20 protein-coding genes are annotated in these 24,555 nt (G+C 37.8%); 4 read left to right on the forward strand and 16 right to left on the reverse strand.

Annotated features, from left to right (window positions below):
- Positions 1-136 precede the first annotated feature (136 nt).
- On the forward strand, positions 137-499 hold the full coding sequence (locus tag HGJ91_RS12295) for a hypothetical protein (protein ID WP_291348060.1): 363 nt from the start codon (positions 137-139) through the stop codon (positions 497-499).
- Between the two features lie 145 nt (positions 500-644).
- A complete protein-coding gene (locus HGJ91_RS12300; protein ID WP_291348062.1) occupies positions 645-1,283 on the forward strand; it encodes a hypothetical protein in 639 nt (212 codons plus the stop codon).
- Positions 1,284-1,607: 324 nt separating this feature from the next.
- On the opposite strand, the gene rd is transcribed toward HGJ91_RS12300, so the two are convergent.
- The 4 genes from rd to HGJ91_RS12320 all read right to left on the reverse strand — a co-directional run bounded on the left by rd (position 1,608) and on the right by HGJ91_RS12320 (position 4,936).
- Positions 1,608-1,766, reverse strand: coding sequence for a rubredoxin (rd, locus tag HGJ91_RS12305; protein ID WP_291348064.1), 159 nt, complete (start codon positions 1,764-1,766; stop codon positions 1,608-1,610).
- 202 nt (positions 1,767-1,968) lie between these two features.
- A complete protein-coding gene (cydB, locus tag HGJ91_RS12310) occupies positions 1,969-3,117 on the reverse strand; it encodes a cytochrome d ubiquinol oxidase subunit II (RefSeq protein WP_291348066.1) in 1,149 nt (382 codons plus the stop codon).
- The gene (locus tag HGJ91_RS12315; protein ID WP_291348068.1) at positions 3,114-4,661 is read right to left on the reverse strand and encodes a cytochrome ubiquinol oxidase subunit I; all 1,548 of its coding nucleotides are present in this window, start codon (positions 4,659-4,661) and stop codon (positions 3,114-3,116) included. The genes cydB and HGJ91_RS12315 overlap by 4 nt, the downstream gene beginning before the upstream one ends.
- Positions 4,662-4,711: 50 nt before the next feature.
- The gene (locus HGJ91_RS12320) at positions 4,712-4,936 is read right to left on the reverse strand and encodes a DUF4492 domain-containing protein (RefSeq protein WP_291348070.1); all 225 of its coding nucleotides are present in this window, start codon (positions 4,934-4,936) and stop codon (positions 4,712-4,714) included.
- Positions 4,937-5,352: 416 nt separating this feature from the next.
- Here HGJ91_RS12320 and HGJ91_RS12325 point away from each other — a divergent pair, with 416 nt between their 5' ends.
- On the forward strand, positions 5,353-6,462 hold the full coding sequence (locus HGJ91_RS12325) for a lytic transglycosylase domain-containing protein (RefSeq protein WP_291348071.1): 1,110 nt from the start codon (positions 5,353-5,355) through the stop codon (positions 6,460-6,462).
- 362 nt (positions 6,463-6,824) lie between these two features.
- Here the strand turns inward: HGJ91_RS12325 and HGJ91_RS12330 are convergent, their stop codons facing one another.
- Both HGJ91_RS12330 and guaA read right to left on the reverse strand, forming a co-directional pair.
- Positions 6,825-7,802, reverse strand: coding sequence for a hypothetical protein (locus HGJ91_RS12330; protein WP_291348072.1), 978 nt, complete (start codon positions 7,800-7,802; stop codon positions 6,825-6,827).
- Between the two features lie 24 nt (positions 7,803-7,826).
- A complete protein-coding gene (gene guaA, locus HGJ91_RS12335) occupies positions 7,827-9,356 on the reverse strand; it encodes a glutamine-hydrolyzing GMP synthase (RefSeq protein ID WP_291348074.1) in 1,530 nt (509 codons plus the stop codon).
- A 167-nt stretch (positions 9,357-9,523) separates the two neighbouring features.
- Between guaA and efp the strand changes: the two genes are divergently transcribed.
- Positions 9,524-10,087, forward strand: a complete 564-nt coding sequence (gene efp / locus HGJ91_RS12340; RefSeq protein ID WP_291348076.1) for an elongation factor P — start codon at positions 9,524-9,526, stop codon at positions 10,085-10,087.
- On the opposite strand, the gene topA is transcribed toward efp, so the two are convergent.
- The 10 genes from topA to parE form a co-directional block, all read right to left on the reverse strand.
- A complete protein-coding gene (gene topA / locus HGJ91_RS12345) occupies positions 10,077-12,344 on the reverse strand; it encodes a type I DNA topoisomerase (protein ID WP_291348078.1) in 2,268 nt (755 codons plus the stop codon). The two genes, efp and topA, sit on opposite strands and share 11 nt — an antisense overlap.
- On the reverse strand, positions 12,341-13,408 hold the full coding sequence (dprA, locus tag HGJ91_RS12350) for a DNA-processing protein DprA (RefSeq protein WP_291348080.1): 1,068 nt from the start codon (positions 13,406-13,408) through the stop codon (positions 12,341-12,343). The genes topA and dprA overlap by 4 nt, the downstream gene beginning before the upstream one ends.
- Before the next feature lie 101 nt (positions 13,409-13,509).
- Entirely contained in the window at positions 13,510-14,541 is a 1,032-nt protein-coding gene (gene secF / locus HGJ91_RS12355) for a protein translocase subunit SecF (protein ID WP_291348082.1), read from the reverse strand.
- Between the two features lie 12 nt (positions 14,542-14,553).
- Entirely contained in the window at positions 14,554-16,125 is a 1,572-nt protein-coding gene (gene secD / locus HGJ91_RS12360) for a protein translocase subunit SecD (RefSeq protein ID WP_291348084.1), read from the reverse strand.
- A gap of 20 nt (positions 16,126-16,145) precedes the next feature.
- Positions 16,146-16,490 (reverse strand): preprotein translocase subunit YajC, encoded by a 345-nt coding sequence (yajC, locus tag HGJ91_RS12365; RefSeq protein ID WP_291348086.1) that lies wholly within the window; start codon positions 16,488-16,490, stop codon positions 16,146-16,148.
- Between the two features lie 34 nt (positions 16,491-16,524).
- Positions 16,525-17,340, reverse strand: a complete 816-nt coding sequence (locus HGJ91_RS12370; RefSeq protein WP_291348088.1) for a hypothetical protein — start codon at positions 17,338-17,340, stop codon at positions 16,525-16,527.
- 72 nt (positions 17,341-17,412) lie between these two features.
- Entirely contained in the window at positions 17,413-18,885 is a 1,473-nt protein-coding gene (locus HGJ91_RS12375; RefSeq protein ID WP_291348089.1) for an Rne/Rng family ribonuclease, read from the reverse strand.
- A gap of 12 nt (positions 18,886-18,897) precedes the next feature.
- Positions 18,898-20,277, reverse strand: a complete 1,380-nt coding sequence (mltF, locus tag HGJ91_RS12380; protein WP_291348091.1) for a membrane-bound lytic murein transglycosylase MltF — start codon at positions 20,275-20,277, stop codon at positions 18,898-18,900.
- A gap of 11 nt (positions 20,278-20,288) precedes the next feature.
- Positions 20,289-22,553, reverse strand: a complete 2,265-nt coding sequence (gene parC / locus HGJ91_RS12385) for a DNA topoisomerase IV subunit A (RefSeq protein WP_291348093.1) — start codon at positions 22,551-22,553, stop codon at positions 20,289-20,291.
- Positions 22,550-24,493 (reverse strand): DNA topoisomerase IV subunit B, encoded by a 1,944-nt coding sequence (gene parE, locus HGJ91_RS12390; protein WP_291348095.1) that lies wholly within the window; start codon positions 24,491-24,493, stop codon positions 22,550-22,552. The genes parC and parE overlap by 4 nt, the downstream gene beginning before the upstream one ends.
- Positions 24,494-24,555 lie beyond the last annotated feature (62 nt).

The raw sequence follows: 24,555 nt of genomic DNA on the forward strand, positions 1-24,555 counted from the left end.
CTCAGTGCGGTAGACTGCTGTCTGCTCAGGCCTGGTAGTGAGTACTGCCAGGCCTACCTCTATACTGCATAGGTAAAACAAACTGACATTACCTTGGGATAAAAACGCGACAATCTACAATAAGGAGCAAGAGAATTTGACCGATAGACCAACCCTGCCACTAGATATATATGAGGAAAAAATAGCTATATACCGTATTGTAAGAGGCTTCTTAGGTTTGGTCATGCGAGATGCCAACATTGACATAGAGTCGCTATTCAAATTTGCAAAGGAAACAGATGAAGTAATATTCCTTTTTGATCCAGAAGTATCTATTTACATACATGAGCTATACAAGAAAGCTGTTGATCTCAGATATACCGCAACAATGATTGAACACCACAATGTCATTGGTGAGGAACGATCTAAATATGTAAACCAGAATGCTGAGCTATTACTCTGGCTAAGTGAACAAGTAGAAGAGGTGCGCGCTGTCTTTTCTAAGCACATTGCGTTATGAGCAAAACAAGCATAAAATCATTGCAGTGGACCGCAAAGGGCGAGCCCCTTGTCCCCTCCTTGCAGTCGGCGGCCCCTGAACTCAACCGTTATGGATAAATGATAAATGCAAAGTAATCCAAAAAAAATTAAGTATATTGATAAAATTGTTCGGTTCTATAGCTATAATTGCTGCCACTATTATTTTCTCTGTCGCAATTCAAAGTATTGATGGTAAATTGAATAGTATTAGTGAAAAGATCTCACAGCAGAAAACTAATTCGATAATTTATAAGCAATTGTTATCGTCCATTGCGGGTCAATTTTTAGAAAGACGACTTGATTTTTTTGAAAGAAACAATAGAATCATTAATAAAGCTGGGTTTAATATTCGGAATGAATTGGAAGATAAGATCTTAGATATAACTAAAAAAATAATCGTAAGACAAAAGGGGAGTTTAATTGAAAATGGTTCAAACAAATCAGGAATGATAAGCCTGAAGCAAGAACTCGATTCAATTATTAAAGATCCAAACATGTCATTTAGTGTCAAACTCGATAAACTCGAACCAATTCGTGAAAAAACCGCATCTTCACTCAATGATAGATTTATAAATTATCAAAGTGAATTAAATAAACTCAGGAAAAAAGAAAAAGATCATAAAAAACGCAAATTATTTTGGAATTGTTTGTTTATATGGCTTCAAGTAACAGGACTAATTGCGTTAAGTTTTGGTGAGTTGTTAGGTACAAAGGTATCATTTTATAGCATAAAAGAAAAAACAGCCCATAACAAAACAAATTAACTCGGACTGCTAAAAGCTGCGCCGCTTCCCCGGGCCTATCAACAAGCCACTACACGTGGACAAGCCAGTGAGCTAAACATTAAACTTTATAGTCCAAAGACAGCAGTATAAGCTATCCTTTCACAATAATTTTTATAAATCACCAATATTGGCTAATGAGCAAGGGTTGATATTTGATTTTCGCGATATCTAAAAATTTTTAAATTTCCATGCAATTGCCCTATGATTTTTGTATAAAGGCCTAAAACTGGAAAGTGCTTTTGGCTGTTTTTTTCAAAAAACAGCAGGGCAGTAGAAAATTGACTGCTCTGCTGTTACAATCATTTATTCTTTTTCAAAATCGTCTTTTTCAGCACCGCAGATTGGGCAGCACCAATCATCCGGAAGATCTTCAAAGCTTGTTCCAGGTTCAACGCCATTGTCCGGGTCACCTTCTGCAGGGTCATACACATAACCGCAAGGTCCGCATACGTATTTGTCCATTTTAAATCTCCTTAAATTATAGTTAATTAGTAATATGTCTATACCATAACTGATTGTATTGAAAGTACAAAAATAGATCAGTTACAATAGTTCCGCTTTTTTAAGAGCAAATATAATTCCTTTATAAGATGCAACGATCACAACAACATAAAGTATCAAAAGTAATGCGTTCATAAATATAAGTTCCTTTTTTTATTATCCTTTAATATGATTCTTCATTGATGACTTCTTCTTTAGTCAGTTTTTTTGAATCCATCAGTTTCCATACATAGACAACATAGCCAAGGACAAAAGGTATGCCGATTGCCACATAAGTCATGATTGCCAAAGTATAATGACTGGAAGAGGCATTATAGATGGTAAGGCTTGATTGAAGGTCAAGTTTTGACGGATAAAAAGCCGTGTTGTTGAATGCAGGAAGGCACAGGACAACAAGACCCACAAACACAGTACCCAATCCGCTGAACCATATTCCTTTATGGCTTCCTTTAAATTTTGATAGAAGAACACCATATAATACAAGGATAATTCCGGCCAGCAGCAGTATAAGTAAATGGGGCATGGCTAAAAGATTTGATAAATATTTAGAAGAGACTAAAGAAACTATGCCTGCGTCATCTACGTTAAAGCCTTTCATAAAAAGAATACAGATAACCATATAAATCAAAAAGGGCAGGGCAATCAGAAAACTATTCCAGGTGTGTTTGCGTAATTTTGATTCAAGCTTTGGTGTTGAAGAAAGGTCAATGCTGTTTAAAAGGTATTGTGCCCCTAGGACCCGGGCATTAAATACAAGAAAAATACCAAGGGAAAGATTGAATAAGGAAAAAGCCGCCTCCAGTCCTCTTAAGTTAATGCCAAGCAGGGTATAATTCCAAGTTACTCTGTTGTATAGATCAAGTGTGAAATTTGAACCGGTATAGAATGTGGCTATTGCTACACCAATAAGCAAAATACCGATAGAACCATTTATAAAGAGAAATAGCTCGTAAACGGTTGATCCAAGAAAATTGTTTGGTTTTTTTCGATATTCATATGAGACAGCCTGTATAATAAATGAAAAAAGAATCAGCATCCATACCCAGTAGGCACCGCCAAAACTGGTTGCATAAAATTTAGGGAAAGCGGCGAACAAGGCACCGCCAAACAGGACAAGGGTTGTAAACGGCATTTTCCATTTGCGACCAAGAGAGGTTATTACCAGTGTTTTTTCAAGATCGGTTTTGGCAACCTGCCATAAAAGCGTCTGACCTCCCTGGACCAAAGTAAGAAATAAAAAAAGAGCGCCCACAATGGCGATAATTATCCACCAAAGTTGTTGCAAGATTGCATAGTCAAGGGTTGAAATCATTTTAACGGGCCCTCCTCCGGTCCAATGGATATTTGTTTAAGCATGATGGCTATTTCAGCGGTAAGTAAAAGCGTAAATACCACAAAAAACATGAAGAAAGTAATCTGGACATTGCTGGCTGCAAGATTTGTTGTTGATGCTTTAACGGGTAAGAGACCATAAATAGACCAGGGCTGGCGGCCTACCTCTGCTACCACCCATCCGGATTCCTGGGCCACTAAACCCAGAAAACCGGATATTAAGCCAATGGGAAGTAACCATTTTTTCAGGCTTTCTCTGGTAAGAGAATCTTTCAGGGCATAAAAAAGAAAGGCAGCAAAAAGAACAGGAAAGAGTGTCCCTAAAGCCACCATGATATGAAATGCATAATAGGGGATAGCAACCGGTGGAACAGCTTCTTCGGGTTTATCAAGGTATCCGTATCCCATGTAATCCTGATTTTTTTTGAATCTCGCCAATGCCAAGTCTGCTTTTGGGTTATTGTTTTCTTTGCGGGCTATTTTAAACTCTGCAAGATCATTTATTGCTGTTTTACCTTTAGCCATTTTTGATGCAGTAGACTCTATCCCTTGTTCTTCATTCCCATAAACAAGATCGTCAATTCCGGGAACGAATGAGGAAAAGGAACGATTTGCCAGAAGAGACAACATAAAGGGGATTTTAATTTTTATAAGGAAAGGATCTTGACCGTCTCCTGGTTGTTTATCTCCACGCAGGATGCCTGCAGCTACAAGGCCGGCCGTTGTTTCACCTTTGTATAAACCTTCAATAGCAGCAAGTTTCATGGGTTGTTTCTGAGCAACCACATAGGCAGATTCATCACCGCTGAAAGCAACAAAACTTGAAGAAAGCAGGCCAAAGACAGACGCCACAATAATGGATCTTTTGGCCATTTTAAGATGCCTGCCTTTTATAAGAAACCAGCAGGAGATGGAAAGTACAAATAAAGACGCAAATAAAAATCCAGAACTTGACGTATGAACAAATTTGGAAACAGCTACAGGATTAAAAACAACCTCAAAAAAATTTTGCATTTCAAACCGTGCTGTTTCAGGATTAAAAGTCATGCCAACTGGATTTTGCATCCAGCCATTGGCCACAAGAATCCATACAGCTGAAAGATTAGACCCTATGGCGACCATCCATGTGGAAAAAAGATGGAATTTTTTTGAAACCCTGTTCCATCCGAAAAACATGACAGCAAAAAAAGTGGCTTCAAGGAAAAAAGCAAAAAGGCCTTCAATGGCAAGGGGTGCACCAAAAATATCTCCTACTATCCATGAATAATTAGACCAGTTTGTTCCAAATTGAAATTCAAGAATGATCCCGGTTGCCACACCAATAGCAAAATTGATGCCGAACAACGTCATCCAGAATTTTGTTATGGCCCTCCATTCCTTATTGCCTGTGCGGACATAAATAGTTTCAAAAAAAGCACATAAAAAAGAAAGTCCGAGTGTTAAGGGTACAAATATCCAGTGATACATGGCAGTAAAAGCAAATTGTGCTCTTGCCCAGTTCACCATAGTCAGATCAAAATCCATTATTATTTTTTTCCTCCCGTTAAATGCAATCCGGTTTTATATTAAAAAGATCATTTTAATTTGTTTAAGGAAGCATTTCTTGTGATTTGCTCGAGAACATAATTTCCTTTTTCTTCATCGGTCTGAAATTTTGTATTCAAATAGTTGGGAAAGAAAAAAAATTTCAGGATCACAAACATCACAAAAAGCTTTATCAGAATAATTTTCCACAGTTTTTTCCCGAGAACCATGCCCCTGAAACCATCTCGATAAAATGTATAAATATTATATTGCATAAGCTATGTCTTGATGAGTACGTTGGGTAGTTAATTTATTTTAATATTATTTTTTTGTTTAAAAAGCAAGTAACATGCCGGAAAAGAAGAAAGAGATTAAAATAAAACATAAAACAGGTGAGCAGGAATACACATGAACGATTCGTATCCCTATGGCAACAGGCTTTGAAAGAATTACCAAATTTATTTAAATAATAATTTTAGTAATGTTGATATGAATGCACTCGGTCATGTTGTTTCATAAAAAGAAGGCGCGAAACAGTAATGTATCATGTCGTCGAGACATAAAACAGGTTTATTCCTTTTTGTATTGCTCGGCACCTTCTGCTTATTTGATTCCTTTAACAGTTTATTGACTTTGATAATTGATTCTGAGATGATCCTGAAAAACAAAAATTTAACATCCGGATAAATTTATGCGATTCAAAACGTTTGGGAAAACCATCTGTATATCAATTGTTTTGTTCTTTGCTGCTCCCTTGATCCAGTTATATGGAGAACCTTTGATTGATCAGAGATCTCAATATCATTTTCCTTCATTAATACAAAGCATTCGGTTCGATAATAACATTGAGTATTGTAATATTAAAATTCCGCTTGATCGCCAGGAAATAAAAGAGAGATTAGAAAAAGAGATGTTGTTGGCATTATGGAATCGGCCACAGGTGATTCTCTGGATCAAACGGGCAGCAAGATTTTTTCCTCATGTGGAAAACATTTTAAAAGAACATGGATTACCCCTTGATTTGAAATATGTTCCGCTAATTGAAAGTGGATTAAGACCCCATGCAGCTTCCTCAAAAAGGGCAGTGGGATATTGGCAGTTTTTAAAGTCTACAGGGAAACACTATAGCCTAAGGATTGACTCTAAAGTAGATGAACGAAGAAATATCTTTAAATCAACCCATGCGGCCTGTAACTATTTAAAAGAGCTGGAAAAGCAATTTGGTTCGTATCTGCTTGCCCTGTCTGCATATAACATGGGTGAATATGGGTTAAAAGGTGAAATTAAAGCTCAGAAGACCAATGACTTTTTTTCATTATATCTTCCATTGCAGACCCAGAGATATATTTTTAAAATTATTTCAGCTAAATTAATTCTTGAAAATCAGCGATTGTACGGTTTTTCTTTGAACAAATCAGATTTATATCCTGTTTTTGCTTTTGACAAAGTAAATGTAGAATCAAATTTTCAAATACCTATCGCCTTAATTGCCCAGAGTGCTGGTATACCCTTTAAAGCGATTAAAGATTACAACCCTGAGTTACGCGGATATTATCTGGGTAAAGGTGGCAATACGATTTTGATACCAAAAGGAAAAGCAAAAGGATTTAAGGAAAGTTTTACAGCCCGTTATGAAAACTGGGAGAAGACTGTTAAAACGAGATTTCACATTGTTAAAACAGGAGAGAGTTTAACCAGAATTGCTAAAAAATACCGGATATCTCTTTCCTCATTGTTAAAATTAAATAATCTTTCTGTAAAAGCTATGATCCACCCGGGTGACAGGCTGGTGATTGAATAGAATTATGAAGAGGTGTTATTTGAGTTTGAGTTTTCTTTTTTGGGCTTTTGCTGTTTTTTAAAACAAATTTTGTCATCGCGTATGATGGCACAGAGTTTCGGGTTGTGTAATTCTCTGCAAGTCGCGTGATTATAGAGCGGGCATTCCGGATATTGTTTAGACATTTCTATTCCTTTTTAATTATATCCCTTAAGGATGAGTTATATATACTCTAATTTAAAGAAGCTTTCAACCCATTTTCCATGATATATCGGGCTGCCATGCCCAGAGAAGAAAGGCAGGTAAGAAAACCAGTCAGTTCAGGAACCAAAATGGATTGGTTAAACACATCTGAATGAGGCAGTTTTCTTTTTGCCCGAAAACTATTGTACCAGGGAGTCTTCTTCAATATTAACAGACTCGGATGAATCAATATTTATTTGCGGTTTTGGTTTAGTGTCGGTTGGTATTATATTGGATGGCGAAGATTTGGAAAGCTGGTCAAGATTTTTTTGAAGCCGGGATATATTTGCAGTAAGTCTTTGATTCAACTTATCTACCTGTTGATCAAGATTTTTTATATGATTATTTAAATCAGTATTCAACTGATTGATTTTTTCATCAACCGCGGGTTGAGAGACAGTATCCTGTTCAAATCCTTTAAATTTTTTATCCAGAAGACTTAGATTTTTTCTCAGCTCTCCAATTTGCTGCTCATAGTCTGATAATTCAAGCAGCCTGGCATCAAATTCTTCTTTGAAAAGGGTTGTCTCGTTTTTTATTTGTTGGGCTGTTTTATTAAATTGGTCCTGATTTTCTTTAATGGAGGAAAGGGTCTGCTTGTTAATCCTTTCAATAGTCTGGAGTGCCGTTTTGTCCTGGTTTGCATTATTGGCCACACGTTTTTCAAGATTGGCGAACTGATCTTTAATGGGTTTGGCGTCAGCTTTTGTGCCTGTTAATTTTGCAATTTGTCCTTCAAGTGAAATACTTTTTTTGTCAAGTTCAGGCAATTTGTTATCAAGTTCAAATTTATTTTTAGCTATTTTTACATCAAGGGCATTTACTTTTTCTTCCAATTGTTGAGAGATTCTTTCGACCTGGTTTTGTTTGGTCAAATCCACATCAACCATCCGTTCTTTCATATCAAGGTAAGCAAAGATGAGAACGGCACCGATCAGGCACGGAATAATGATGGAAATAATGGTTACCCTGTTAGAAAGTTTATCTATTTTCAAGGTATTGATTTCTTCGTGATATGTTGAAACCGGGATTTCACTGTCAGTGCGTTTAAGCAATTTTTCATCTTCATTAAAATCCGGTTTATCAGGTCTGAAATCTTTTAAATTCATTGAATCCATTTTTTATAGTCCTGTCCTATTGTTTTATTCCCATTCAATCGTTCCCGGTGGCTTGGAAGTGATATCAAAAACAACTCGGTTAATATTTTCAACTTCATTGATAATCCTGTTGGAAATTTTTCCTAGAATGTCATGGGGTAATTTTGCCCAGTCAGCCGTCATTGCATCATTGCTGGTGACAGCTCTGATCGCAATACAATTTGCAAAGGTTCTCTTATCTCCCATCACCCCCACTGTTTTTACAGGCAAAAGAACAGCAAAAGATTGCCACAGCTTTCTGTAAAGTCCGGCTTCTCTAATTTCTTCAAGCAAAACAGCATCTGCTTCTCTTAAAATAGCAAGCCTTGAAACAGTTATTTCTCCCATGATCCTGATGGCAAGGCCAGGGCCTGGAAAGGGTTGGCGCCATATAAGATCATCATTGATGCCAAGTTCCGTCCCCAGCTTCCTTACTTCATCTTTGAAAAGAAGTTGTAACGGTTCAATCAGTTTGAGTTTCATTTTTTCCGGCAGTCCGCCAACGTTATGATGAGATTTTATAATGGAGGTGGGTCCCCCAAAAGCTGATTTGGATTCAATAATATCAGGGTACAAGGTTCCCTGGCCAAGAAATTGTGCCCCTTCTATTTTGTTGGCTTCGGTTTCAAACACTTCAATAAAGAGGTTGCCGATAATTTTTCGTTTCTGCTCAGGATCTGTCACACCTTTCAATGCGGTTAGAAATTTATCTTTTTCATCAACAAATCTGATATTCAAATCCAGGCTGGATATCAGACTTTTTTCAAGCGTCTTTTTTTCATTTTTTCTTAAAAGTCCATTATCAACAAAAATGCAAAATAAATTTTTACCAATGGCTTTATGAATAAGGGTCGCGGCAACAGATGAATCCACACCGCCTGAAAGCCCCATGATCACTTTTTTATCGCCAACGGCTTCTTTAATCTGGGAAATGGCACCATCGGCAAATGATTTCATTGTCCAATCTTTCCGGCAGTTGCAGACATCAAATACAAAATGGCGGATCATTAATGAACCGTTTATGGAGTGTTCGACCTCTGGATGAAGCTGAAGTCCGTAAAATTTTTTTTCGTGATTTGCAATAGCCGCAATGGAAGTATTTTCAGTGGAAGCCGTAATAACAAAATTTTCTGGCAGTTCTATGGCAGAATCCCCATGACTCATCCAGCATTGAAAGCCGGTGTCCATATCTTTGAATAAGGGGTTGGGATCTTTAATATCAAGGCTTGCAAAGCCATACTCCCGTTTGGCAGCTTTTTTAATTTTTCCACCCAGGATATCTACCATATAATGCATTCCATAACAGATGCCTAGTATGGGAATTCCCAGATCAAAAAGTGATTTATCAATACGGGGGCTGTTTTCTTCATATATACTTGAAGGTCCTCCGGAAAGAATGATTCCCTGTGGATTGAGATCTCTTATTTTGTTTACTGAAATACTGGCAGGCTCTACCTGGCAATACACATCGTTTTCTCTTACTCTTCTGGCAATAAGCTGGTTAAATTGTGAACCGAAATCAATAACAATGATCATAAAAAAATTCCTGTATTAATAATTTTCATGAACTACAATCTTTCCTATAATCCTGACAAAAAAGCAAGTTGTTTTTATCCGAAGGTTGCCAATTCACCATGAATATGATTAAAGAAGAACTGATATTAAAATCTGTTGTTTTTGAAAGATAAATTGAGGAGTATTTCATGTATTTAGCAAGTGATTTGAGAAAGGGTTTAAAGTTTGAAATAGATGGCGAACCACATATTATTATTGGCTTTGAATTTAAAAAACCCGGGAAAGGACAATCTCTTTATAAATGCAAATTAAAAAACATGATTACTGGAGCCAAATTCGAACGAACCTATCGATCCGGTGATAAATTTAAAAGAGCTGATCTTGAAGAACAGGAAATGGAATATCTTTATGCGGATAAAGACAGTTATTGTTTTATGAACACATCCAATTATGAACAATACTTTCTGGTCAAGGATCAATTAGGGGATTCAATGGACCTGTTAAAGGACAATACTGTTTGCACGATACTCTTATTCAATGGTCAGCCTATTGATGTAACATTGCCTAATTTTATTAATTTTAAAGTTATCAAGTCAGATCCCTGGGCAAAAGGAGACACGGCTACCGGCAGCACAAAGCCCGCGACACTTGAAACGGGTTTTGAAGTTCAGGTACCGCCTTTTATAGAAGAAGGGCAACTGGTAAAAATTGATACTAGAACCCGCGAATATGTAGAAAGGGTTAATGAATAATTTTAAAATCGCAATCCCTGTTGGGGCATTTTAAGAATTTCCCTTCCTTTTTGGTCTTTTTTTCAACAAGATAGGGTGAGCTGCAATCAGGACAAGATTTGGCAACGGGCTTATCCCATGATGCAAATGTGCAGTTTGGGTAAATCGAGCATCCAAAAAAGATTTTCCCTTTTTTGGTTTTTCTTTCAATGATGGTTCCCGAGCAATCGTTTTCAGGACACTTTACACCGATATCCTTACCGTTTTGTTCGCCATTGACGGATTCAGTATGCTTGCATTCCGGATATCCGGTGCAGGCCAGAAACGGGCCGAAACGCCCTTCTTTCTGAATCATGGGTTTTCCACATTTAATACAATCTTTGACCTTGGTGTTATCTATGATTTTTTCAACAATGGAAATATTACCTTTTTCATCTCTAAGATAATTACTGGTAAATGAACACTCCGGATACTCGGTGCAGGCCAGAAACTGTCCATTTCTGCCAATTTTTATATTCAATTGTTTTCCACAGGACGGACACTTTAAATCTGTCTTGACACCAACACCTTTTACACTGATCATATCTTCACTTGCAGCTTCCAGGCTCTTCTTAAATGAGGAATAAAAATCAGTTAACAACTGGGTTTCTTCTAAACGACCTCTTTCAACATCATCAAGATTGGTTTCCATCTGGGCTGTAAACGAGATATTTAAAACGTTGGGGAAACAAGAGACCAGCAAATCATTTACAATAAACCCGAGTTCACTTGGGACAAAATACCGTTTTATAAGGTCAACATATCCTTTATCCCGGATCACTGTAAGGATTGTCGCATAGGTACTGGGACGCCCGATTCCATTTTTTTCAAGTTCTTTGACAAGCGATGCCTCGGAAAAGCGCGGCGGTGGTTTTGTAAAATGTTGTTTGGGAATAATCTGTAACGGTTTAAGAGCCGTTCCTTCTTCTACATCCGGCAGTGTTTGGGTGTCTTTTTCATTTGAATTTTCATTTTGTGGATAAAGAGTCATGTATCCTGCAAACTTCACTGTTGAACCACTGACAGAAAACAGATATTTTGGGGTTGCCTGAATCAAAATTGTTTTTTGATCAATAATTGCCTGGGCCATTTGTGATGCAACAAATCGTTTCCAGATCAGATCATAGAGTTTAAACTGATCAGGGGATAAAAACCGCCTGAGTTTTTCAGGGGTGTTAAAAACCGATGTGGGCCGAATCGCTTCATGGGCATCCTGAACCTTTTTTTTGTTTTTAAAGAATCTGGGTTTGCTTAATGCAAACTCACTGCCAATGGTTTGGGAAATAAACTTTTGTGCATCCTGTGCTGCATCCGGTGCAATTCTGGTTGAATCGGACCGCATATAAGTGATCAGACCCTCCGGTCCCCCTGTTCCAATCTCAATGCCTTCATAAAGCCGCTGCGCAACCATCATGGTCTTTTTTGCGGAAAATCTAAGACGATTAATGGCATCCTGTTGAAGTTTACTGGTAATATAGGGGGGCAAAGGATTCTTTTTGATCGTTTTGGCCTTTATTTGGTGAACGATAAATTGTGCTTTTTCAAGATCTTTTAAAATATTTGAAGCTTGCGTTTCGTTATCAATTTTTACCTTTTTATTATCAATTTTAACGAGACCGGCGTTAAACGCGGGTGGAAATTGAGCAAGAAGATCAGCTGTAATTGTCCAGAATTCTTCCGTAACAAATTTTCGAATCTGTCTTTCCCTGTTACAAATAATTTTTACCGCAACAGATTGAACCCTTCCCGCACTTAATCCTCCCTGAACTTTCTGCCACAAAAGCGGAGAGATCTGATAACCGACAAGCCGGTCAAGCTTTCTCCTTGCCTGTTGAGCATCATACTTATGAACATCAGGTTTCAATGGGTGTTGCAGTGCCTCTTGAATGCCCTTTTTTGTTAATTCATGAATAAGAATGCGATGAAAAATCCGGTCTTTTTTCTTTAAGATATCTATAATATGGAATGCAATAGCTTCTCCCTCACGATCCGGGTCAGGGGCAAGATAAATCTCTTTGGTATCTTTGGCCAGGCTTTTTAAATTAGCGATAACTTTGGATTTGTCTTTTATATTAACATACTTGGCCTTAAATTTTTTTTCAATATCAATACCAAGGGTTTTGACAGGAAGATCCCTGATATGGCCAGCACTTGCAGCAATATTAAATTCTTTCCCCAGATATTTTTTTAATGTCTTTATTTTTGTTGGAGACTCAACGATGATGAGGGGTTTTGTCAATGGTATTCCTCCGAAATAGAATAGTAATTGCCCTGATGGCGGGTCACAATACCTTTCAGTTCCAAATCAAGCAATTGGGATGTAATTTGCGAACTGGTCATCTTACTTTTCTCGATCAATACATCAATATGGACAGGGTAGGGTTCTATTAAATCTATAAGTTCGCCTCTATTTAATTTATCACTTCTATAATGGGGCGATTTTTGTTTTTGTAAAGGCTCAGGGTGACAACTTTCTTTTTTTTCATGAATAAAATGGTGGAGCTCGTCAATAATATCCATTTCATTTTCAACAAGATTAGCGCCTTGTTTCAGCAGGGAATGTGTACCTGCACTCTTTTTTGATTTTATGTTTCCGGGAACAGCAAATACCTCTCGATTATATTCAGCAGCCAGTCGAGCAGTGATGAGTGAACCACTTCTTTGGGCTGCTTCAACAACAATGCTTCCACAGGATAATCCTGCAATAATTCGGTTTCGAATGGGAAAATTTGATGGGAATGGGTCAGTATTTACTTTAAATTCTGAAAAAACTGTTCCCTTTTCCGCTATAGCCCGAAACAGGCTATAGTTCTCTCTGGGATATAGTTTGTTCAATCCGGAACCCAGAACCGCGATGGTTTTTTTATTTGCTTTCAAGGCACCTTTGTGTGCCATGGCATCAATTCCTCTTGCCAGGCCGCTGACAATCTGAAATCCTCTCTGGGCCAAATTATATGAAAGGTTTTCAGATGTACTTAACCCATAGGAGGTTGCCTTTCTTGAACCAACAATAGAAATACAAGGAGCGCAGTTATCCAGTTTGCCCAGGTATGTCAGAAAAGGCGGGGGATCTGGAATTTGTTTTAATAAAACAGGGTAAGAGGAATCACTCAACGTAACAATTTTAATATTTTTGTTTAAAATAAGTTCTAATTCTTTTTTTGCCCTGTCTTGAAACACTTTGTGGTTTGTGATGCTGTTTATTATTTTTAAGGATATTTTATCAATCAGTCTGAGTTGACTTTCGGAAGCTTTTAGAACATTTTCAGGCGACTGAAATTGATCAATCAATTTCTTATACATTGTATTACCTAAAAACGGGACTTCCCGTAAAGTAAACCAGGATAAATATTTTTCAAAAGAATTCTGCATTCTTACAACAGGAGTTATTCAAAGTCTCCAAATTATCGTTTGCTGGCAGCAAGGACAACAGGACTTGCTACAAATATGGAAGAATATGTACCGATAAGAACACCAATAATCATGGCAAATGCAAAATTGTGAATAATCTCACCGCCAAGAAAATATAGTGGGACAAGTACGACCAGTGTGGTTACCGATGTTAAAATTGTTCTTGAAAGCGTTTGATTAATACTTTTATTAAACAGAGATGGAAAGGTATCCACAGTTTTTACACCTTTTATATTTTCTCTTATTCTGTCAAAAACAATAATGGTATCATTTAATGAGTATCCGACGATGGTCAATAGCGCTGCAATAATCGGCAAAGAAAAATCCAGGTTTAAAATTGAAAAAATACCCACGGTTATCAATACATCGTGTAACAGCGCAACAATTGCGCCCATGGCATATTTAAGCCGTAAAACCCAAAACAATGCCAGCGTTATCACTAAGGCTGCTGCGATTAGAACTGCCATGCTTACATTAAATACAGACAGAAAATACACAGCCGTCATTAATGAACCGGCTGTGACACCCGATAACATCCATTTTAACTCGAATCGACCTGAAATATATATGGTGATAAACAGCAAAGAATAAAACAGGGCTAAAAGTGCTTTTTTCCTTAAATCTGCACCTACCTGGGGGCCGACCATTTCCACTCTTCTGATTTCAGGAGCAGTGCCGGTTGATGCTTTGACAGCTTCAGATATGGATTGTGACAATCCTTTGCTGGTCATTTCTAAATTACTTGTTCGGATTAAAAATTCATGATCATGATCCTGTCCGAAATTCTGTACTGAAGCGTCCTTAAAGCCTATATTGGATAACCCGGATCGTATTTTCCCAATGGGAACCTGCTGGGAAAATTTTATTTGGATTAATGTTCCGCCAACAAAATCAATTCCATAGTTAGGCCCTTTATGAACAATAAGAGACCCGACACTTAAAAGAATAAGGATAATTGATAAAGCAAATCCAATTTTTTGTTTACCAATAAAGTCTATATTGATATCAGACTTGATAAGCTGCATTATTTGTTTCCTTTATATACTTAGTTTTGACGATTGTTTATTTTTAAGCGTAAAAACCAAAATGTTTTTTGAAAGAACCAGCGCCGTAAAAAGACTTGCGATAATACCAAGACAAAGGGTAACAGCAAAGCCTTTAATCGGACCTGTCCCATATTGGTACAGAACCAGGGCTGCGATGATGGTGGTCACGTTAGCATCGAGAATCGTCAGGGTTGCTTTATCAAAACCTGCTATAACTGATGCCAGGGCTGTTTTCCCGGATCGCAGTTCTTCTCTGATCCTTTCAAAAATAATAACATTGGCATCAACAGCCATACCGATAGTAAGAATGATACCTGCAATTCCGGGCAGTGTTAAGGTGGCCTGGAAGGCAGCAAGTCCTCCTCCAATCAGAATAATATTAATTATAAGTGCCAGGTCAGCGATTAAACCGGCTCCTTTATAGTATGCAACCATTAACAGGATCATAAGAAGTCCACCAACGACCATAGAAATAAGGCCCGTGCGGATGGAATCTGCACCCAGTGTAGGACCGACCGTGCGTTCTTCAATGATTTTGACAGGTGCAGGCAAAGAACCTGCTCTCAGCGCAATGGCAAGATCTTTGGCTTCATTTAAGGTAAAGCTGCCGGTTATCACGGCTTTCCCTCCGGCGATTCTGTCTTGTATTACCGGTGCAGAATAAACGGAATTATCAAGTACTATGGCAAGGCGTTTGTGGATATTTTCTCCGGTGATACGGTCAAAAATCCTGGCGCCCTTTCTATTAAATTCAATACCGACCTGGGGTTGTTGAAATTGGTCAAACTCAACTCTGGCATTGGTCAAGAGACTGCCATCTAAAAGAACTCTTTTTTTGATTAAAAAAGGAATTTTCGTGGATGTACCGGAAATTGAATCATATTTGTTTTGATAAAGGATTTCATCTCCCACCGGAGGTGTTCCATTAACAGCAGCAGTAACATCTGCATCATCATCTACGAGCTGAAATGTTAATTGGGCTGTTTTTCCGATGAGATCTTTTGCCCTTTCAGGGTCCTTAATGCCAGGAAGCTGTATCAGGATTCTGTTCCCCCCCTGTATCCTGATATCCGGCTCACTTACACCAAACTCATCAATTCTGTTTCGGATGGTTTCAAGTGCCTGTTCAGTCGCCATCTTTTTAATGCGATCAGTCTCTTTTTCCGGCAGGGCTAATTTGTAGGTGATGATATGGTTATCGGTTTGAGGTTTTTGGGTAATAAGATTTTCAAAATTTTGGGAAAGAACAGTCTCAAATCCGGATTTGTTTTCATCACCTTGGAATTTTGAAAGGATGGAATTGTCTTTAAGTCGAGAGATACCAAGATGTTTTACACCTTCTTTTCTAAGCTGTTTTTTAATCTCTTGTATGGTCCTTTCCACCTCGGCTTCAACTGCCTTGATATTTTGAACTTCAAGTACAAGATGCATTCCTCCCTGAAGATCCAACCCCAAATTAATTTTTTTATGGGGCCAGCAATTAAAGAATGTAGGAAGCAAACAGATAATGGCTGCTAAAATAACACCTGTAATTAACACAGTTTTAAAAGTAAACGGTTTCAATCTAATTACTCCTAATGGATTTATTTTTTCTTTTTATCTTCTTTCTGGACAGCTTCAGTATCAGAAACGACAGCCGCAACATTTCCCCGGGAAATTTTTATTTTTACCTTTTCAGCTATTTCAAGACCGATGGTTGTATCATCTATGCTTTGGATAGTTCCATAGATGCCGCCGGACGTAACGATTCTGATTCCTTTTTTTAAATTAGATATCATTTCCCTGTGTTCCTTGGCTTTTTTCTGCTGGGGCCTGATCAAAAGAAAATAAAAAATTGCAAATAAAATAATAATGGGTAAAAAACCTGCTATCCCACCGGCCTGTCCTGCCCCACCACTTTGTCCCATTGCATATGCTGTGCTAATCAAAATGAATCCTCCTTAAAATAAATAAAATATAAATTTATAATTTTTTAGCCGGAATCCAGATGGTTTTTCCATCGAACTGAATTCTGTCTATGTTTTCATAGTTAATTTCCTGGAGAAGTGAAAAAACCTCATCCATATTGTAAACCACAATCTTACTTAATGGGTCTAGTAAATCAATATCAGAGCCCACTTTTTTTTCAATAAGATTGTATATAATCACCATGGTTTCGGAAAACTTTAAAATTTTCCCGACACCGGAACTCATCCCCTGATCAACAGGTTCATCTGCCTCTGATGAAACATTTATTCCTTTATATTCATAAAAATCTTTTAAAATATTAAAATGAATATTCCATATATTATCACCCGGGGTAACCACATAAATCCCATACTCTTTTATTTTCTGAGGTCGAACAGCTCCTGAGTCCTCAATTTTTTCTTCAAAGACCCCTCCTTTTTTAATAAATGCCTTTTCCAGGATATCTCTCATGGAAACTTGAGTACCACCAATTTTAAAGTCTTCATCAGAATTGACAATCATATCAAGACTTTTTTTAATTCCTAAACTTTTTTTGCGTGATGCCATAAGTTCTTTAAGAGTTTTGTTTTTTTCGAGGTCTTTATAATCAATGGTCGGCATAACGATAATGTCGCCCTGAACTTGAACGATTCCGTCCTCTTCATCAATAATGGCTTTTTTATTGTCTCCGGTGTTTTGAGGTATGGCGGTTTCAGCCTTTATTGCCGGCAGGTTTTTTTCCTGGGGTTTGCTAAAATACTGGATGCTGAATAAAACCACCCCGAACAAAATCACTGCTATTATTATTAATTTTTTATTTTTCAGGAGCATAAGTTCTCTTTTTTTATTGAGATTGAAATTGTTTCAAATACACGATAGAACGATTTATGTCAAGAAAGGTATTCAATTAGCATTCGTTATTAAAACGATGTTGCTTTCTCCGGAAATCATATTTGGATCGCCTTCAATCGTAATTGAAACCTTTTTCTTTGATTCAATTTCAGTCAATTCATCTCTTTTTTTGTTTAACAGATAACTGGCCACCGCAGTGGGTACAAACCCTGTTGCTTCCGTGATTTCAGGTTTTAATGTCTTTAAATTCAACTGCCTTAAAAATGCAAGCCCCTGGGTTTCCACAGAAGGAGTTTGTCCCCTGCCATTACAATGCCGGCAAGTTTCATAACTTCCAAACGTAATGGAGTGACGGATACGTTGCCGTGACATTTCCAGTAACCCGAATGTTGTTATTCCACCAACTTTTGTTTTGGCCTTATCTGATTTCAAGTGTTTTTTCAGCGTTTTTGTGATTTCAGCTTTATGCCGGCGTTCTTTCATATCTATGTAATCAACCACAATCAACCCCCCCATATCACGGAGCCTCAATTGTCGTGCAACCTCCTCGCAGGCCTCAAGATTTGTATAAAAGGCCGTTTCTTCAATATTTTTCTTTTTAGTGGATTTTCCTGAATTTACATCAATGGTAACCATGGCTTCGGTTTGTTCGATTACAAGGAATCCTCCGGATTTAAGGGTAACTGATTTTTTATAAATAGAAGCAATCTGATCCTCAAGCTGATATTTAGTAAATATGGGTTTTTCACCCTTGAATTGCTTAACTATTTTTTTTTGTTTCGGCGCTATAACACCAATAAAATCTCTCACCTCTTTAAATATTTCAGGACTGTCAATAAGAATCTCTTTAACATCAGTTGTAAAATAATCCCTTAAAGATCTTACGGCAAGCGTCTGCTCTTTATAGAGCAAAGAAGGGGCGGTGTTTTTGACAGCTTTCTGGTCAATATTTTTCCATACACGCATCAGATATCTTAAGTCGGCTGTCAACATCGTTTTAGTAGAATTTTTACCGGCAGTTCTGACAATCATGCCAAATCCTTCAGGGACTTTCATTTTTTTCATGATACTGACAAGTCTTTTTCTTTCATCCTCATCACTGATTTTCCGAGAGACTCCTTTGGTAGAATTTCCCGGCATTAAAACAGACAGTCTCCCGGGCAGAGAGATATATGTTGTCAGCATGGCTCCTTTTTGACTAATGGGGTCCTTTGTCACTTGAACGATAAGTTCCTGGCCTTTCTTGATTAAATTAAACAGCGCCTTCCCGCCGGATTCGATATCCTGGAAATAGTCTTTATGAATTTCATTTTTTTGAAGAAAACCATTTTTAGGGGCGCCATAATCGACAAAGACAGCCTGAAGGCTTGGTTCAACTCTTGTGACAATACCTTTATAGATATTGCCTTGTGTTACTTGTTTTGCAGTTGTTTCAATGTGAAATTGTTCGAGTTTGTTGTCTTTAAGTGCTGCTATCCTGTTTTCATCAGGATCCAGTGCATTAATCAAAATTTTTCTTGTCATTACGTTGTCTCTTTAATGGTTTTTTTGTTTGAGTATATCATAATAGGTAAGGATATGTTCAACATATTGTACCGGTTCCCAGCCTCTCGCATACCCATATTGGGTTTGTTTATAGTATTTGGATTTTGATAATAACGGCAGGGTTGTTTTCAAACTTTGCCATTTTATTTCATCCAACCCCATATCAATCGCTATTTGTATGGCATCGGTTACATGTCCATAACCGACATTATAACTGGCCAAAGCAAACAGGATCCTCTCATATTCATCTTCAAGATAATCGAATTTTTGAACCATTTTATCAAGATATTTTATGCCGGCTTTTATACTTTGGGATGGGTTAAGACGATTCTCAATACCCATCTCTTCTGCCGTAGCTGTTGTTACCTGCATTAATCCCCTGACATTTGTAAAACTTTTTGCATTGGGATTAAAATGGGATTCCTGGTAAACAACAGCTGCTACAAGTTTCCAGTCAAACCCATATTTTATGGATTCTTCAATAATTATTTTCTTATATCTTGGCAGTCTGGTTTCGATTCTTTCATGAAATTTTTTCAGATCAAACGGATCTGTCTCCTCAATATTAAAATAATACTTATCCGAGATTTGTTTTAATAATCCTGTTTTTTTTGCGTAGAGAAAAAACTGGTTAATCTGTTCCAGCAGCTGCGAATCATTTTTATTGACGGCCCAGGCAAGGGATTCTTTTCCCTGGAGGGGAATCCCAATCCGGATATCCGGATAATATCTTTGATTCAAATAAGCAATATTATCGTCAGCAACGGTAAACTTTATTTCCCTGTCATAGACCATACGGATCAATTCTTTTGTTGGGATGTTGTTATGAAGGATATAATTAAAGTCAACGCCGGATTCTTTAATTTCTTCAAGCCGCGACTGATAAGATGTTCCTCGACGGACATGAAGGGTTCGAAAGGTCAGATCTTCAATATTTTTAGGTCCGAAAATCAAGTTATGATGGACAATGCGCTGTTGAATAGTCATATAAGGAAGTGAAAAATCGAAGTTTGCAAGTCTCTCTTTTGTTATGGTAAGGCCTGATGCAATAACGTCACCTTTTCCCTGTTCAAGATAAGAAAACATATTGTTCCAGCCAGGGGCGACAATATCAAGATCAACATTGAGAAAATTGGCAAATTCCCTGGCAAGATCATATTCAAATCCGGTGGGTTGCCCGTTATAGTAATAATAGGAATTAATGGAATCAGTGGTGATCAGCCTCAGTACCCCGGTTTTTTTGATTCTTTCTAAGTGGGTCAGATCAGAACCGAATTCCGTATTGTGGATCAATACGGACAAAAGAACAAAAAGAGACAATATACCAACAAGGTTTATTAAAATAAAATTATTAAAATAGAATTTTTTCATTTTTGATCAACCTAAGGTTTAATCGGCACAATTTCCACTTTATCAACCTTTTGATATCCACGGGGAAGTTTTTTCCCTCTGTGGCCTCTCATCCCCTTATAATTTTTTTGATTTCCAGGGGTCAATTTAAGAAAGTGCCTGCCGGAATGTATAACAAGATTAGAGTTTTCCGGCAATATTTTAAGGAACTTAAGTTTTTCAGGATTTGTCAAACTCAACTCTTTTTTAGGAATGGAAATAATTTTGTTTCCCTGTCCTTTTTTTAAATTTGGCAGTTGATCCAGGGAAAATATCAAGAGTCTGCCTTTAGAGGTAACAGCAGCGATGGTGTCCTTTCCCAGGTCAACAACTTTATCGGGAAGTAATAAGTGATGATTTGGTTTTAAAGTGATGACAGATTTGCCATTTTTAAAGTGGGTTAAAAAATCAGAAAACTTGATAATAAATCCATATCCGCTGTTTGAACCGACCAGGAAATGATTTTCAGAGTCTCCGGACAGCATGAATCTGATAAACGCATTCGGTTGAATAGATAAATGCCCGGTTAAAGGTTCTCCATTGCCCCTTGCCGAAGGAAGTGAATGAGAAAACAGCATATAGCTTCTGCCGGTATTATCCAGAAAGACGATGGGTTTGTCACTTTTTGTCCTTAAATAGTCCATAAAAGAATCTCCGGATTTAAACTTAACTGCTTCCGGGTTAATCTCATGGCCTTTGGCAGATCGAATCCAGCCGTTTTTTGACAGTATAATAGTCACAGGTGTAATATCTATAACATCCGTAACCGAGAATTTTTCCGCTTCTTTCCGCTTTTTTATGGGTGACCGTCGTTTATCACCATATTTTTTAGCATCAGATTTGATTTCATCTTTTATATAGTCTTTAAATGTCTTTTCATCACCAAGGATTTTTTTGAGTTGTTTTTTTTGGGATTCCAGATCTTTTAGTTCGGATTTTATTTTGATTTCTTCTAATTTGGCAAGTTGCCGCAGTCTGATTTCCAGAATCGCGGCAGCCTGGAGTTCGGTTAATGGAAAGGCTTTGATCAGGTCCTTTTTTGGCTTATCTGATGCTCTGATAATTTTAATCACTTCATCTAAATTGATAAAGGCAATGAGAAAGCCTTCTAATATATGAAGACGATTTAAAACCTTTTCCAACCTGAAATCCAGCTTTTTTCTTACGGTATCTGCTCGGAATTCAAGCCATTCTGTCAGAATTCTCAATAGATTTTTTACCTGAGGCCTGCCATTCATTCCAATCATATTCATGTTAAAAGAGTATGATTTTTCAAGATCTGTGGTGGCAAACAGATGATCGGTTAATGCGGATAGATCAACTCTGTTTGATCGGGGGATCACCACCAGACGTGTCGGCTCTTCATGGTCTGACTCATCTCTTATATCAGTGACCATCGGAAGTTTTTTGACTTCCATCTGAGCGGCAACCTGTTCATAGATTTTTTCTGTAGAGGCATGATGGGGCAGGGCGGTAAAAATTATTTCCGAATCTTCTATATGGAATTTAGCCCGCATTTTTATCCTGCCGGCACCTGTTCTATAGATGTCTTTTATTTCAGCCGTCGGCGTGATAATTTCCGCATTAGTCGGGAAGTCAGGGCCTTTAATAAATTTACAAATTTTATCAAGGGTTGCGTCCTCATTATCTATTAAATGGATCAAAGCCTTAGACACTTCGCGCAGATTATGGGGCAGAATACTGGTAGCCATACCAACGGCAATACCGGTCGAACCGTTCAATAAAATATTTGGCAGGCGAGCCGGAAGAATAGTGGGTTCGGTAAGGGTGCCGTCAAAATTGGGTACCCAGTCTACGGTCCCCAGATCAAGTTCCTGAAGAAAAATTTGAGCATATTTTGATAATTTTGATTCCGTATACCTCATGGCTGCAAAGGATTTCGGATCATTGGGATCGCCCCAGTTCCCCTGCCCGTGAACCAACGGATATCTCAAAGAAAAAGGCTGTGCCAGAAGCACCATGGCTTCATAGCAGGCGGTATCACCGTGAGGATGGAACTTACCCAGCACATCCCCTACCGTTCTGGCTGATTTTTTAAATTTTGCCGTAGCCGACAACCCCAATTGACTCATGGCGTAAACAATTCTTCTTTGGACCGGTTTCAGCCCATCGCTGATATGGGGCAGGGCACGATCTAAAATAACATACATGGAATAGTTTAAATACGCTTTTTCAGCAAAATCCTGGAAAGGTATTTTTTCATAATCTTCAATCTCAGACAAAAGTGTTTCTTTCATGACTCAATCTCTTTTATGCTGCCTTTGGATTCTATCCATATTTTTCTGTCTTTCGCTCTCTTTTTCCCCAGGAGCATATCCATGATCTCATAGACCTCTTTTATTGACTCTTCGCAACTATTGCTTACAGATAACTGGACAAGTCGTCTTGAATCCGGTGATATGGTTGTCTCCTTAAGCTGTGCCGGATTCATCTCGCCGAGGCCCTTAAATCTTTGAATATTTATTTTTCCATGTTTTTTACGCCGGTTTATTCTTTTTATAATATTGTCTTTTTCCGGATCATCCAATGCATAAAAAACTTCCTTGCCAACATCTATTCTGTATAGCGGCGGCATGGCAATAAATACATGTCCGTCTTTTACAATTTGAGGGAAGTGTTTTAAAAATAAGGCACACAGCAATGTGGCAATATGCAGTCCATCAGAGTCAGCATCTGCTAAAACACATATTTTATTATACCTGAGTTTGGAAATGTCCTCTGCTCCTGGCAAAACGCCTAAAACCTGGGAAATATCTCTGATTTCTCTGGATTCATTAATAACAGAAGAGTCAACATCCCATGTATTTAAAATTTTGCCGCGCAAGGGCATAATGGCCTGAAACCGCCTGTCTCTTGCCTGCTTGGCAGAGCCGCCTGCAGAATCCCCCTCAACAAAAAATAATTCCCGTTTATTTTGATCAACACTTGAACAGTCAGATAATTTAGCAGGAAGCGTGATACCGTTTGATGTCCTTTTTTTGGCAACTTTTTTGGATTTTTTTATACGATTTTTTGCATTTTCAATGGCAAAAGCGGATAGTTTTTCACCTTCCTCGATATTCTGATTCAGCCATAAACTGAATGCATCTCTCACCTGGATATTGACAAGATTTGCACAATGACGGGAGGAAAGCCTCTCTTTTGTCTGCCCGGAAAACTGGGCATCGGAAAGCTTGACGGAAAGGATATAGCCAACCCTATCCCAGATATCTTCCGGAGCAAGATATAAGCCCTTTGGTAAAAGATTTCTGAACTTGCAAAATTCTCTGACCGATTCCAACAGTCCTGATCTAAATCCATTGACATGGGTTCCGCCTAATTTTGTAGGAATAAGATTTACATAACTTTCTTCAGGGTTTGATCCTGATTCCAGGGTCCAGTTGACGGCCCAGATGAGATGAATATCTTCCCCTTTAAGCTTTCCTGCAAAAGGAGAAGGGAAAATGCATTTTTTATCCTTTAAATATTCGTTTAGATAATCATCTATCCCTTGGTCATATTTCCAGACAATTTTTTCTTTGGAAGCTTCATCATAAAAAGAAGTGATAAGCCCTTTGCAGAGAACTGCTTTTGATTTTAAAGCAGTTTTTAATGATTTTTTTGAAAACAGCGGGGTGTCAAAATAGGAACCATCCGGATAAAATCGGATAGATGTTCCGGATTCTTTTTTTTTAATTTTCTTTACAATGGCAAGGTCTTTGGTTTTAAACCCATGTTCAAAACCAATACGGTATTTTTGTCCATCCCGCTTGATATGAATTGTCAAACGAGAAGACAATGCATTGACCACAGAAACACCGACACCATGCAAGCCTCCGGAAAAACTATAGTCTTTATTGGAAAATTTAGCACCGGCATGAAGTTTTGACATAATCAATTCCACACCGGATATTTTTTCTTCAGGATGGATATCTACCGGCATTCCCCGCCCATTATCCGAAACGATAATAGATTGATCTGTCTTTAATACAACATCAATTTGAGTCGCATAACCTGCAATCGCTTCATCAACGCTATTGTCAATGACTTCGAATGCCATATGATCCGGGCTTGAAGTGTCTGTATACATCCCGGGTCTTCTTTTGACCGGATCAAGACCTTTTAAAACTTCGATTGATTCCGCATTATATGCATTGGCTAAGTCTTTATTTTTGTTGCTTGGCTCAAATAATTTCATAAATTATGCTGTTGTAGTATAAATATTAGTTAACCATAAAGATTTTAAACATACCCCTATAT

The sequence above is a fragment of the Desulfobacula sp. genome (genome assembly GCF_014237455.1).
Classification (GTDB): Bacteria; Desulfobacterota; Desulfobacteria; order Desulfobacterales; family Desulfobacteraceae; genus Desulfobacula.